At 62.7% G+C, this 13,864-nt stretch carries 8 protein-coding genes; 1 reads left to right on the plus strand and 7 read right to left on the minus strand.

Annotated elements, in window-relative coordinates:
- Positions 1-3 precede the first annotated feature (3 nt).
- From GEV39_RS22770 to putP, 6 genes are all read right to left on the minus strand, one after another.
- Positions 4-1,407, minus strand: a complete 1,404-nt coding sequence (locus GEV39_RS22770; RefSeq protein WP_173891303.1) for a PIG-L deacetylase family protein — start codon at positions 1,405-1,407, stop codon at positions 4-6.
- Complete coding sequence (locus GEV39_RS22775) at positions 1,404-2,300, minus strand: antimicrobial resistance protein Mig-14 (RefSeq protein ID WP_009681351.1); 897 nt, start codon at positions 2,298-2,300, stop codon at positions 1,404-1,406. The genes GEV39_RS22770 and GEV39_RS22775 overlap by 4 nt, the downstream gene beginning before the upstream one ends.
- Entirely contained in the window at positions 2,300-3,430 is a 1,131-nt protein-coding gene (locus GEV39_RS22780) for a glycosyltransferase (RefSeq protein ID WP_173891304.1), read from the minus strand. The genes GEV39_RS22775 and GEV39_RS22780 overlap by 1 nt, the downstream gene beginning before the upstream one ends.
- Complete coding sequence (locus GEV39_RS22785; protein WP_173891305.1) at positions 3,414-5,171, minus strand: carbamoyltransferase family protein; 1,758 nt, start codon at positions 5,169-5,171, stop codon at positions 3,414-3,416. Before GEV39_RS22785 ends, GEV39_RS22780 begins: the two co-directional genes overlap by 17 nt.
- A 220-nt stretch (positions 5,172-5,391) precedes the next feature.
- The gene (locus GEV39_RS22790; RefSeq protein ID WP_173891306.1) at positions 5,392-6,228 is read right to left on the minus strand and encodes a 23S rRNA (adenine(2030)-N(6))-methyltransferase RlmJ; all 837 of its coding nucleotides are present in this window, start codon (positions 6,226-6,228) and stop codon (positions 5,392-5,394) included.
- A gap of 106 nt (positions 6,229-6,334) precedes the next feature.
- Positions 6,335-7,813, minus strand: coding sequence for a sodium/proline symporter PutP (gene putP / locus GEV39_RS22795; protein WP_173891307.1), 1,479 nt, complete (start codon positions 7,811-7,813; stop codon positions 6,335-6,337).
- A gap of 356 nt (positions 7,814-8,169) precedes the next feature.
- Between putP and putA the strand changes: the two genes are divergently transcribed.
- Positions 8,170-12,123 (plus strand): trifunctional transcriptional regulator/proline dehydrogenase/L-glutamate gamma-semialdehyde dehydrogenase, encoded by a 3,954-nt coding sequence (gene putA / locus GEV39_RS22800; protein ID WP_173891308.1) that lies wholly within the window; start codon positions 8,170-8,172, stop codon positions 12,121-12,123.
- Positions 12,124-12,605: 482 nt separating this feature from the next.
- Here the strand turns inward: putA and GEV39_RS22805 are convergent, their stop codons facing one another.
- Positions 12,606-13,055 (minus strand): hypothetical protein, encoded by a 450-nt coding sequence (locus GEV39_RS22805; protein ID WP_249414374.1) that lies wholly within the window; start codon positions 13,053-13,055, stop codon positions 12,606-12,608.
- Between the last annotated feature and the right edge of the window lie 809 nt (positions 13,056-13,864).

Raw genomic sequence — 13,864 nt, forward strand, 5'->3', positions numbered from 1 at the left:
GTTTTACAGCTCACGCCGCCAGAACAGCTCATGCCGGCGCACCGCCTTGCGGAAGAACTCGTTCTCCCCATAGGGCGACGGGCGGCGCCCGGCCAGCCAACGTTGCAGCAAGCGGCGCAGGCGACGCTTGAAAGGGGCTGGCGGTTGCAGGTCGTGCATCATGCCCAGCGCCATCGCCTTGTCACGCTGGCTGGCCAGGTCCAGCACCAGGCTGCAGGGGGCCCAGGCCTGATCCGCGCTCAGCTGCGGCGGCAACGCCACGCCGTCGCCGCTATCGCCCATTGGCCAGCGATCGTTGTCATGCAGGTGGTTGGCGTAGCAGAGCAGGGTCTGTGGCTTCCAGGCCAGCCCCTGCAAGGCTTCGAGCACGGCGGCCTGGGCGCAGACGTGATCGGGGTGCGGGTCCAGCTGAGGGTGCGGCAGCACCAGCACTTCGGGCCTGGCCAACTCGATTACAGCCCGCAAGTCGGCCAACAGGTTGCGCCAGGTAGGGGCACCGTCCTGATCGGCGGGCAGCGGGAACGGGTTGAACTGGCGGAACGGGCGGATATCGGCCATGTCGGCTTCACGAGACACCGCAGGCCGATCGGGCGCCGCCTGCATGGCAGGCAATTGCAGGCAGAAGTAGCCCAGCTGCACACAACGAGACTCCGGCACCCCGGCCCAGCGCGGCACGGCAATGCTGTCCCAGGCGCGCAGGCGACCTTTCAGGCGGGCGGCTTCGGCCTTGCCCAGACCCATCTGCTGATAATGCTCGGCCTCGATTTCACCGGCGGTCAGCGTGACCACCCAGGCTTCCTGCGCTTGGCTGTACAGCCCGTAGGCGGCCAACTCGGCGTCATCGGCATGGGGTGCAATCACCATTACCCGCCGCCGTTGCAGTTCGACCGCCGGGGTTATCCACAAGCGCGGCTGGCCTAGCAGCCGGCAATGCCGGCCACGCAAGCGCAGTGTGCCGGCCTGCAGGGGCGCGGCCAGGCCGGTGAGGTTCAGATAACGCAAGCCGGCCGCACCGCGCTCGAAGGTTTGCTGGTCGGCCTGCTCGCCCCCCAGCAGTTCGACCCGCGGATCGAGAAAACGCCCCAGCCAACTGCTTTTTATGTGCAGTTCGAGCACCAGGGTTTCCCCACCCTGCAGCACGCAGTCGGCCTTGAGCAGACCGGCCTGCAAGCGCGCGGCCACGGGCTGGGTGTACTCCCCGAAGTCGTAGGCGTAATCTTCGCCCGGGGTGTAGAACAGATGATCGGCAAACCACGCCTCATGCGCAGCCCACAGCAGCGGCAACAGCAAAAGCGGCAGCCACCACCAAGTGGCCAGGCCCAAAGCGAACAGCCCGGCCAGCCCTGCCAGCAGCGCCAGGCGTTTGTTGCGCCGGTGGCGCTTGAGCAACTGCTGCTTGCGACTCACGCCTGGTACACCGGCACAGGGTTGCACCAGCGCTCCTTGTACTCGCGGTCGGCACGACCGAACGAGAACCGCAGCGGCTTGTTGCGCGCTCGGGCGTCGTCCCAGGCCGCCTGGGTGTTGAGGAAGCTCAACACGCTACCTGGGCTGAAGGCCTTGGTTTCGGGGTCGACACCGCCGTTGATGTACTCCACGCTGACCCACTGCGGTGCCTCGACGCGGTAAACCAACTGGATCGCGATCGGCTTGCCGTCCAGCAGCAGTACCGAGCCGATCAGCAGCTCACGCAGACGCTCCAGCACATCGGCCATGCGCTCGGCACCGGTGGCCGGGAAGCCCCAGCGGCGCTGGAACAGGTCGCAGTACATGCTGGCGATTTCCTGTGCGCTGAACGCGCTGATCGGGCGCACCACCCCGCCCGCCTCTTCCAGCAGGCGCAGCTCGCGGCGCTGGTTGTAGCGGAACTTCTTCGACAGGTCTTCGTGCGCGCGGGCCATGGCCAGCTGCTCCTTCTGCACCTTGAGCCCGCTGAAGCGGCCCTGGTTCAGTTCGGACAGGTAGCGCACGCTGTGACGCAGCGGTGCGCCGGCATCGGGTGCGGCCGGCAGGATGATTTCGGCGTTGCCGAGGTCGAACAGGGCTTTCTTGCCGGCGCGTTTGAGCACGTCCTTGGACAGCGCCAGGTGGCGCCCCCAGGTCGCAATGGCGGCTTTCAGCTCGCCATTCTGGTGCCAGCCAAGGTAGCGCACGGGTATCTGCGCCAGGTCAGCCAGTTGCTCGACCACCAGCGGGTGAGTCGCGACGCTGCCGCCAAAGCGGGCCCACGCCTGGGCATAGGCGTGGGCGTCGATCACTTGCCAGCCGCGTTCGCGCCAAGCCTGAATGCGATTGAGCATCACGCCTGCCCCACCAACGCACGCACCTGCGGCAGTTGCCAGAAAGCCCCGCGCACGGCCTGGTCGGAAAAGCGCTCACGCAGGCGTTGCAGCATGTGTTCGGCACAGGCCTGGCGCTGCTGCCCGTCGAGCAAGGCCATATGTTCCAGGCCCTGGGCTAACTGCCCGGGGTCGCCCAGCGGGAACAGCACGCCAACACCCTCGACCACCTCGCGGGCACCGCCACAGGCGGTGGCTAACACGGGCACCCCGGCCACCATGGCCTCGAGCAGGACCATGCCGAACGGCTCATGGTCGGAGCTCAGGGCGAACACGTCGAAGGCTCGGAAATAACGCCGTGCATCCGGTACCTGGCCAAGGAAGTCGACCTGCCCGGCAATGCCCAGTTCGCCAGCCAGGGCCTTGAGCTTGCCTTCCAGGCGCCCCTTGCCAAGGATCGCCAGCCGGGCGCCGGCCGGCAGCCCAGGCAATGCCTGGGCAAAGCCGCGCAACAGCGTGGCCTGGTCCTTGTCCGGGTGCAGCCGGCCGACATTGCCGACGATCCATGCCTGCGCATCCAGCCCCAGCGCATGCCGCGCCTCAGCGCGCGGCACCTGGGCCGCCTGCAGGGCATCGATGTCGATACGGTTGTACAGCGTCTGGATGCGGTCGGCCGGCCACTGCGGCAAGCAACGGCGCATGTCGTCGCGTACGGCGTCCGACACCCCGAGCAGGCTCAGGCGCTTGCCGAACAGGTTGGCGAAAATGCGCCGCCCCTTGCGCTGGTAGTCACCAAAGGCATGGTGCACGCCGATCACCGGCAAACCAGTAGCCAGCAACGCCACATAGATCGGCTTGAAGCGGTGGGCGATGCAGAACGCAAAATTGCGCTCGGCCGCAATCCGCCGCAGCGCGCGGATCGCGCCGAGCTTGAGACCACGCACGGCCTTGGAGCTGAAACCCAGGAACAGCACCTCGTCCGAGGCGCAACCCGCCGCTACTTGCGGGTCGGCTGCTCCCGTGAGGAACACCGTGGTGACCCGGTAGCCACGCCCCTGAAACAGGCTGGCGTACTGACGGGCACAGTCCAGGAACGGCCCGTCATAGCCATGGCAGAACTGCAGGATGCGCGGTTCAGAGCGGCTGGTCATAGGCGGCAGCGCCGTCCTTCACAACCAGGATGTCTTCCATGATCAGGTATTGCAGGTCCGAGCCGAAGAACATGTTCAGGGCGTCGGTTGGCGAGCAGATCATCGGCTCGCCACGGCGGTTCAGCGAGGTGTTCAGCGACACGCCGTTGCCGGTCAGGTCTTCGAGCGCCTTCATCATGTCGTAGTAGCGCGGGTTGTACTCGCGCTTGAGCACCTGGGCACGCGAGGTACCGTCCTCGTGGACCACCTCCGGCACACGGGTTTTCCACTCTTCAGCCACTTCGAAGGTGAAAGTCATGAACGGCGCCGGGTGATCGACCTTGATCATCTGCGGGGCGACGGTGTCGAGCATCGACGGGCAGAAAGGTCTCCAGCGCTCGCGGAACTTGATCTGCTCGTTGATACGGTTGGCGACGCCAGGCACGCTCGGGCAACCAATGATCGAACGGCCACCCAGGGCGCGCGGGCCGAACTCCATGCGGCCTTGGAACCAGGCCACTGGGTTGCCATCGACCATGATCTTGGCGATACGCTGCGGCATGTCGTCGAGCTTGCGCCACGTCGGTGCATTCGGGTGCCGAGCGCAGGCAGCGATCACGTCTTCGTTGGAATAGGACGGGCCGAGGTAGACGTGCTCCATCTTCTCGACCGGTACGCCACGGGAGTGGGACACGTAGGCCGCAGCGCCAACCGCAGTACCGGCGTCGCCGGAAGCCGGCTGCACGAACAGCTCTTTGACATCCGGGCGGGCGATGATCTTCTGGTTGAGCTTGACGTTCAGCGCGCAGCCGCCGGCAAACGCCAGCTTGCCGGTTTCGCGCAGGGTGTCGCCCAGGTAGTGGTCGATCATCTGCAGGGCGATCTTCTCGAACAACGCCTGCATGCTGGCCGCGTAATGGATGTACGGCTCGTCGGCGATATCGCCTTCGCGCTTGGGCCCCAGCCATTCGATCAGCTTGGGCGAGAAGTAGAAGCCCTTGCCCTTTTCTTTATGGCGGCGCAGGCCGATGACGTTGGCGTATTCGGTGTTGATCACCAGTTCACCGTTCTCGAAGCTGGCCAGGCGCGAAAAGTCGTATTTGCTGGCATCGCCATACGGCGCCATGCCCATGACCTTGAACTCGCCATCGAGCATCTCGAAACCGAGGAACTCGGTAATGGCACCGTACAGGCCACCCAACGAGTCCGGGTCGAAGAATTCCTTGATCTTGTGGATCTTGCCGTTTTCGCCGTAGCCGAAGAAGGTGGTGGCGTACTCGCCTTTACCGTCAATGCCAAGGATGGCCGTTTTTTCCTTGAAGCCCGAGCAGTGATAGGCACTGGAAGCATGGGCCAGGTGGTGCTCGACCGGCTCGATCTTGATCTTTTTCGGGTCGAAGCCCAGTTGCTCCAGGCACCAGACGATCTTCTTGCGGTAACGCTTGTAGCGGCGGTTGCCCATCAGGATTGCATCGAGGGCGCGATCCGGGGCGTACCAGTAGCGCTTGGCATAGTGCCAGCGCGCCTTGCCGAACAGGCTGATGGGCGCGAACGGGATGGCAACCACGTCGACGTCGGATGGCTTGATGCCTGCCTGCTCCAGGCAGAACTTCGCCGACTCGTAGGGCATGCGGTTCTTCGCATGCTTGTCACGCACGAAGCGCTCTTCTTCGGCGGCGGCAATCAGCTTGCCATCAATGTACAGGGCCGCGGAAGGGTCATGGCTAAGGGCGCCGGACAGGCCAAGAATCGTCAATGCCAAGGGATTAGCCTCTTCATTCGGTAGAGATGCGCCAGCGGCCGCTTGGGCGGGTGGCGACTAAAAGGCGGGATTATAACGCAAACATGTGCGCAACGCGGCAACCTGTACCGGCCTCATCGCCGGCAAGCCAGCTCCCACAGGTAGAGCATCGCCCTTGAGGCCTGCGCTGTCCCTGTGGGAGCTGGCTTGCCGGCGATGAGGCCGGTACAGCCAACCAGGACTACTCGGCGATCAGCCAGTCCATGCGGTAGCTACCGGCAGTCTGCGCCAGCTCCTTGGCCAGCCACGGCAGCAACTCCTTGAGCTCGTCTTCCAGCCCCCACGGCGGGTTGGCAATGGCCAGGCCCGAACCATTGAGCCCCTGCGGGCTGTCCTGATGGTGCACATACAGCTCCACCCGCAGCAGTTTGGGCGCGCCGGTGCTGGTCAGGTCCTGGTAATAGCGTGTCAACGAACGCTGGTCCTTGATCGGGTACCAGATGGCTGCAACCGTCTGGCGCATGCGCCCAATGGCCTCTTTCATGGCCGTGGTGCAGCGCTTGAGCTCATCGGCCTGCTCGAACGGCGGGTCGATCAGCATGATCGCGCGCTTTTCCTGCACGGGCAGCAAAGCCCGCGGCACGTGCCAGCCTTCACCTAGGTGCACGGTAACGCGCGGGTCTTTCTTCATGTTCTCCTTGAGCAGCGGCCCGTCTTCCGGGTGCTTCTCGTTGAGCAGGGCACGGTCCTGCTGGCGCATCAAACGCCGGGCCAGCTCAGGCGAACCAGGGTAGTAGCGAAGCTCGCCGTCGGCGTTCAAACGCTTGATCACGCGCAGGTAGTCAGCGGCCATGGGCGGCAGGTCATCGCGGTGCCACAGGCGGGCCACGCCTTGCTGATACTCGCCGGTGCGGCTTGCCTGGTCGCCCTGCAAGTCGTAGAGGCCAAGCCCTGCGTGGGTATCGATGTAGGCGAATGGCTGCTCCTTGCGCGACATCAGGGCGATGAGGCGGGTCAGCACGATGTGTTTGAGGACGTCGGCGTGGTTGCCGGCGTGGAAGGCGTGACGATAGTTCATGGCAACTCCTGCGAAGGCGGCAAGTTTACCTTGCCTTGCAGGCGGAGTCAGGCCTGGCTGCTGATCGGCGGCGCCCGCTTGGCAGGCGCCGCCGGTTCAACGGGTGTTACTTGTCAGCGTGATACGCAGCATCGGCGGCTTGGAAGCGCTGCACCATGGCCTGCGACGGGCTGCCCAGCTTGCTCACCACAAAGATGGCGATGCTGGCAAACAGGAAGCCAGGGATGATTTCGTACAGCCCGAGGGTGTCGAAGTTCTTCCACAGGATCACTGTCAAAGCACCCACCACGATACCGGCCAGCGCGCCATTACGGGTCATGCCTTTCCACAGCACAGAGATCAGCACCACGGGCCCAAAGGCGGCACCGAAGCCGGCCCAGGCGTACGCCACCAGGCCCAACACACGGTTTTCCGGGTTGGCCGCCATGGCGATGGCGATCAGGGCCACGGCCAGCACCATCAGGCGGCCGACCCACACCAGCTCACGCTGCGACGCATGCTTGCGCAGGAAGGCTTTGTAGAAGTCCTCGGTCAGGGCGCTGGAGCACACCAGCAGCTGGCAGCTCAGGGTGCTCATCACTGCCGCCAGAATCGCCGACAGCAGCACGCCGGCAATCCATGGATTGAACAGGATCTTGGCCAGCTCGATGAACACACGCTCGTGATTCTCGGTCACCGGGCCCGCCAGGTCCGGATGTGCAGAGAAGTAGGCAATTCCGAAGAAGCCAACGGCACAGGTACCCGCCAGGCACAGGATCATCCAGGTCATGGAGATGCGACGCGCCTTGGCGATCGACTTCACCGAATCGGCCGCCATGAAGCGCGCCAGGATGTGCGGTTGGCCGAAGTAGCCCAGGCCCCAACCCATCAGCGAAATGATGCCAATGAAGGTTGCGCCTTTGAACATGTCGAAGTTGGTCGGGTTGACCGCCTCGATCGCCGCGAAGGTGGTGTCGAAGCCGCCTGTGGAGATCAGCACGATCACGGGCGTCAGGATCAGCGCGAAGATCATCAGCGTAGCCTGCACGGTGTCGGTCCAGCTCACCGCCAGGAAGCCACCGATGAAGGTGTAGGCGATGGTGGCTGCAGCACCAGCCCACAGGGCGGTCTCGTAGGACATGCCGAAGGTGCTTTCGAACAGACGGGCACCGGCAACGATGCCGGAAGCGCAGTAGATGGTGAAGAACACCAGGATGACAATGGCGGAAATGATGCGCAGCAAGCCGCTGTTGTCATCGAAACGGCTGGAGAAATAGTCCGGCAGGGTCAATGCGTCACCGTTGTGCTCGGTTTGCACGCGCAGGCGACCAGCCACGAACAGCCAGTTCAAGTAGGCACCCACGGTCAGGCCGATGGCGATCCAGGCCTCGGACAGGCCGGCGAAGTAGATGGCGCCCGGCAGGCCCATCAGCAGCCAGCCACTCATGTCGGACGCCCCGGCAGACAGTGCGGTTACCACGCTGCCCAGGCTGCGCCCGCCCAGAATGTAGTCGGAAAGGTTGTTGGTGGAGCGATAGGCGGCGAGGCCGATCAGCACCATTGCCGCGATGTAGATCACGAAGGTGATCGTTAGTGGGTTGCCCATGTGTGTGCCCTGGCGTTTGTTTTTATCTCATGCACAACCACAGTGATTGCGGTTGCACCCAGGCGGCGAATGCTATGCAACAAAGCGAAGCGGGTGCAACCATTTTTCATAGACAAGTTGCACCCAACGCGCATTTTCCGATAAAGCCGATTTTTTGCTCCCTTTTGGAGCATTGCCGGTGTTTTTAATAGTAAACCGCATCAAAAACGCCCCATCCTCGAGCGCGCAGGTTGCTGTCGGACGAGTTGCACCTTTTACTCGAAAAATTCAGGTTGCACCTGGTTGCACCCGAATTGTCCTACAGCTAATCTTGGCGCCAGCTTAGGCCACAGCCGTGGCAATAACGAGGATAAGAAATGGCGACGACCACCCTTGGGGTCAAACTCGATGACCCTACCCGTGAGCGACTCAAGGCAGCAGCGCAGTCGATAGACCGCACGCCGCACTGGTTGATCAAGCAAGCGATCTTCAACTACCTGGAGAAGCTCGAGGGTGGCGCGACCCTGAACGACCTCAACGGCGATTCCGGCAGCCTGGCCGATGACGCCGGCGAGGTCCAGCCTGACCACAATCATCAGTGCTTCCTGGAATTCGCCGAGAGCATCCTGCCCCAGTCGGTACTGCGCTCGGCCATTACCGCCGCCTACCGCCGCCCCGAGCAGGAAGTGGTACCGATGTTGCTGGAACAGGCGCGCCTCAGCGCACCGCTGGCCGAGGCGACCAACAAGCTGGCCGCCGGCATCGCCGAAAAACTGCGCAACCAGAAAAGCGCGGGCGGCCGCGCTGGCATCGTTCAGGGCCTGTTGCAGGAGTTCTCGCTGTCCTCGCAGGAAGGCGTGGCCCTGATGTGCCTGGCCGAAGCCCTGCTGCGCATCCCCGACAAGGGCACCCGCGACGCACTGATCCGCGACAAGATCAGCACCGGCAACTGGCAGCCGCACCTGGGCAACAGCCCGTCGCTGTTCGTCAACGCCGCCACCTGGGGCCTGCTGCTGACCGGCAAGCTGGTCAGCACGCACAACGAATCCGGCCTCACTTCCTCGCTCACCCGCATCATCGGCAAGAGCGGCGAGCCGATGATCCGCAAGGGTGTCGACATGGCCATGCGCCTGATGGGCGAGCAGTTCGTCACGGGCGAAACCATTGCCGAAGCCCTGGCCAATGCCAGCCGTTTCGAGGCCAAGGGCTTCCGTTATTCCTACGACATGCTCGGCGAGGCCGCCCTCACCGAGCACGACGCGCAGAAATACCTGGCGTCCTACGAGCAGGCCATCCACTCGATCGGCAAGGCTTCGCATGGCCGCGGCATCTATGAAGGCCCGGGCATCTCGATCAAGCTGTCGGCGCTGCACCCGCGCTACAGCCGCGCCCAGTACGAGCGGGTGATGGAAGAGCTGTACCCGCGCCTGCTGTCGCTGACCTTGCTGGCCAAGCAGTACGACATCGGCCTGAACATCGATGCCGAGGAAGCCGATCGCCTGGAGCTGTCGCTGGACCTGCTCGAGCGCCTGTGCTTCGAGCCGGCGCTGGCTGGCTGGAACGGCATCGGCTTCGTCATCCAGGCCTACCAGAAACGCTGCCCGTACGTGATCGACTACGTTGTCGACCTGGCCAAGCGCAGCCGCCACCGCCTGATGATCCGCCTGGTCAAAGGTGCCTACTGGGACAGCGAAATCAAGCGCGCCCAGGTCGAGGGGCTGGAGGGCTACCCCGTTTACACGCGCAAGGTGTACACCGACGTGTCCTACGTCGCCTGCGCACGCAAGTTGCTGGCCGTGCCCGAGGCCATCTACCCGCAATTCGCCACCCACAACGCCCACACCCTGTCGGCTATCTACCACATTGCAGGGCAGAACTACTACCCGGGCCAGTACGAGTTCCAGTGCCTGCACGGCATGGGCGAGCCCCTGTACGAGCAGGTGGTCGGCAAGCTGGCCGATGGCAAGCTGAACCGCCCCTGCCGCGTCTATGCACCGGTGGGCACCCACGAAACACTACTGGCCTACCTGGTGCGCCGGTTGCTGGAAAACGGCGCCAACACCTCGTTCGTCAACCGCATTGCCGACCACTCGATCTCGATCCAGGAACTGGTCGCCGACCCGGTCGCCAGCATCGAACGCATGGGCACCCAAGAGGGCAGCATCGGCCTGCCGCACCCGCGCATCCCATTGCCGCGTGACCTGTATGGCAGCGAACGGGCCAACTCGGCCGGTATCGACATGGCCAACGAGCACCGCCTGGCTTCGCTGTCCTGCGCCATGCTGGCCACCGCTCACAATGACTGGAAAGCCGCCCCGCTGCTGGCCTGCGCCGCCAGTGAGACAGCTGCGGTAGCGGTGCTGAACCCGGCAGACCACCGCGATGTGGTAGGCCATGTGCAGGAAGCCACGGTCGCCGACGTGGACAATGCCATCCAGTGCGCCATCAACGCGGCGCCGATCTGGCAGGCCACCCCGCCGGCAGAGCGCGCCGCGATTCTGGAGCGTACCGCCGACCTGATGGAGGCAGAAATCCAGCCGCTGATGGGGCTGCTGATTCGCGAAGCCGGCAAGACCTTTGCCAACGCCATCGCCGAAGTACGCGAGGCGGTGGACTTCCTGCGCTATTACGCGGTGCAGGCCCGCAACGACTTCAGCAATGACGCGCACCGCCCGCTGGGGCCGGTGGTCTGCATCAGCCCCTGGAACTTCCCGCTGGCGATTTTCACCGGCCAGGTAGCCGCAGCCCTGGCTGCCGGCAACCCGGTACTGGCCAAGCCTGCCGAACAGACCCCACTGATCGCCGCGCAGGCCGTGCGCCTGTTACTGGAAGCCGGCATTCCGGAAGGTGTACTGCAGTTGCTGCCAGGGCGCGGTGAAACCGTGGGTGCCGGCCTGGTCGGTGACGAGCGGGTCAAAGGCGTGATGTTCACCGGCTCCACCGAAGTCGCCCGCCTGCTGCAGCGCAACGTCGCCGGCCGCCTGGACAACCAGGGGCGGCCGATCCCGCTGATCGCCGAAACCGGTGGCCAGAACGCCATGATCGTCGACTCTTCTGCGCTCACCGAGCAAGTGGTGATCGACGTGGTATCGTCGGCCTTCGACAGTGCCGGCCAGCGTTGCTCGGCCCTGCGCGTGCTATGCCTGCAGGAAGACTCCGCCGACCGCGTGATCGAAATGCTCAAGGGGGCCATGGCTGAAAGCCGCCTGGGCTGCCCGGACCGCCTGGCAGTGGACATTGGCCCGGTGATCGACGCCGAAGCCAAGGCCGGTATCGAGAAGCACATCCAGGGCATGCGTGAGAAAGGCCGCTCGGTCTACCAGGTCGCGATTGCCGATGCCGCCGAAATCAAGCGCGGCACCTTCGTCATGCCGACCCTGATCGAGCTGGACAGCTTCGACGAGCTGAAGCGTGAAATCTTCGGCCCGGTACTGCATGTGGTGCGCTACAACCGCCGCAACCTCGACCAACTGATCGAGCAGATCAACAACTCCGGCTATGGCTTGACCCTCGGCGTGCACACCCGCATCGACGAGACCATTGCCAAGGTGGTGGAAACCGCCAATGCCGGCAACATGTACGTCAACCGCAATATCGTTGGCGCCGTGGTAGGCGTGCAGCCCTTCGGTGGTGAAGGCCTGTCTGGTACCGGCCCGAAAGCCGGCGGCCCGCTGTACCTGTATCGCCTGCTGTCGACCCGCCCGGCCGACGCGATTGGCCGCCACTTCCAGCAACAGGATGGCGAAGGCAAGCCGGACCGTACTCTGCATGAGCAACTGGTAAAGCCGCTGCACGGTCTGAAGGCCTGGGCCGAGAGCAATCAGCTGACCGACCTGGCAGCGCTGTGCGAACAATTCGCTGGCCAGTCGCAGAGCGGCATCGCCCGCCTGCTGCCAGGCCCGACCGGTGAGCGCAACAGCTACACCATCCTGCCGCGCGAGCATGTGCTGTGCCTGGCCGACAATGAAACCGACCTGCTGGCGCAGCTCGCCGCGGTGCTGGCTGTTGGCAGCTCGGCGGTGTGGGCTGACAGCGAACCGGGCAAGGCTTTGCGCGCGCGCCTGCCGCGTGAGCTGCAGGCCAAGGTGAAGCTGGTGGCAGACTGGAACAAGGATGAAGTGGCGTTCGACGCCGTGATCCACCATGGCGACTCGGACCAGCTGCGTGGCGTTTGCCAGCAGGTGGCCAAGCGTGCCGGGGCGATCGTGGGTGTGCACGGGTTGTCCAGCGGGGATCACCAGATTGCGCTGGAGCGACTGGTGATTGAGCGGGCGGTGAGTGTGAATACTGCGGCAGCCGGTGGTAACGCCAGCTTGATGACTATTGGCTGAGGCTGAGGGTTGTTGAGGGAAAGGGAGAGCTTTGGCTCTCCTTTTTTATGGGTGTCCGCCTTGAGATTGGGGGTGGGCTGACAGGTGACCGACACAACATTTTCTGCGCCTGTGAGACCGAGCGCCGCCCGCGCGGCGCTTCGCGGGTAAACCCGCTCCTACGTTTGTTTCGGGCCAATCATTCCTGTGGGATTTGCGCGCGAACGCATTGGCGCACGCCACGATATCGCGTCGTACAAACAAGGCGGTCGCGCGCGTCCGGCACAGGCAATACTGGCCGGAAACAAACGTAGGAGCGGGTTTACCCGCGAAGCGCCGCGCGGGCGGCGCTCGGTTTTACAGGCGCTGAATGTGTCGAGGCGAACACATCGGCGCTCGGCCTCACCGGCGCATGACCGAAAGAATGCGGGGCGGCAGCCGCGGCGACAGGGAAATGTCGTCAAGCCACAAAAGCGGGCATCCGTGACCGAGCAGGTGCCACACTATCTTTCCAAGATGCGCGACTCAGAGTGACGCCAAAGCCACCAGATACTCCATCCCTTAAACGCTTCTGAAGCAAGCAACAACCCAACCCATATCCAGTTATTGATACCAGCAACGACCATGGGCAAGAGCAAAACCACCGAAACTGATGGAACAATGAAAAAAAATCTGAATGGCATCTGCACCAGCGCCAAAAACATCACGAATTTTTGACACCTGAAAAACCCCATGCATGTAACAATAACTGAAAGCTGTAAAAACAGCCCGATCCAGATCACAAGACCTGAGCCACCCCAACTCCGCACCACTTCAAGACCACTATTCAAATCCGACCAAAAAGGTATTGCTCCTCGGGCGACATTACGCAAGATGTACAAAATAATATAAAACGCATCCATAATCGCCCAAAGCAAATGTATAGCGCGCAGCTTATTAGTATTTAACACCATCAATAGGCACCTCTTTTATATTCATACTCCTCGTTAGGCACAACAGGACGCCAGTGCCAGGACCCCGGTGATCGCCCATGCATCATCAGCCTGTACATAATTTTGCGTTATCCGTCGTACATCCCCATATCGATGTATAACCGACAGCCTGGCGAAACTAGCTTTGATTCCGCCCATCTCAAGCGAGGGTAACGCGCTACATCAGTCGGAGAAATTGGCTGCTCCCGAATAAGGAACCACCTGCCGTCTTCCACCAGTTTCAAAGCCCGCCCAATATCATCCTGCAACACAGGCCGCCCTTGAGGCAAACCACATGCTTTCTGGAAGTCACACAACCCACGCAGAATCGTATTTTGCAGCAAAGCTCTCTGAACTATCGAACAAGCAAAAAAAGGGTCTTCAACCCTCTCTAAATCTTCTTTCCAAACGTCGCGCCACTCACAAATCCTGTCTATAGATTCCAGATTCCTCCATAGTGAAGACTGAACATCTACCTCATTTTTCATCACTTCGGACGTAGGAAATTTCTGCGACGCACGTAGGAATTCTCCTGTCGCCTTCTCCGAAGAAACATCTAGCGCCTCAAATTGTTCATGCCGTCGCAGGAATAGCAGAACTTCAAAGGCGCCAAGACTGATAGCTGCATGCCTTTTGATCTCACAGGTGCTGGAATGCTTGCTGCGAACATCTGGTTCCGTTGACGCTCACTCAACCCCGCCCCTTCCCCCGTCAATCAACATCAGACGCTCCAAATGCGAGGATCTGTGACTGAACATCATCTGAATCGATCATGGTAGCCAGTCTTATTC

Source organism: Pseudomonas sp. NY5710, assembly GCF_013305665.1.
Taxonomy (GTDB): domain Bacteria; phylum Pseudomonadota; class Gammaproteobacteria; order Pseudomonadales; family Pseudomonadaceae; genus Aquipseudomonas; species Aquipseudomonas juntendi.

Bases quoted from the DNA above. Each gene is read 5' to 3' on its own strand.
- putA (WP_173891308.1), top strand. From the start codon at position 8,170: ATGGCGACGACCACCCTTGGGGTCAAACTCGATGACCCTACCCGTGAG.
- GEV39_RS22780 (WP_173891304.1), bottom strand. From the start codon at position 3,430: ATGACCAGCCGCTCTGAACCGCGCATCCTGCAGTTCTGCCATGGCTAT.
- GEV39_RS22775 (WP_009681351.1), bottom strand. From the start codon at position 2,300: ATGCTCAATCGCATTCAGGCTTGGCGCGAACGCGGCTGGCAAGTGATC.
- putP (WP_173891307.1), bottom strand. From the start codon at position 7,813: ATGGGCAACCCACTAACGATCACCTTCGTGATCTACATCGCGGCAATG.
- GEV39_RS22790 (WP_173891306.1), bottom strand. From the start codon at position 6,228: ATGAACTATCGTCACGCCTTCCACGCCGGCAACCACGCCGACGTCCTC.
- GEV39_RS22805 (WP_249414374.1), bottom strand. From the start codon at position 13,055: ATGGTGTTAAATACTAATAAGCTGCGCGCTATACATTTGCTTTGGGCG.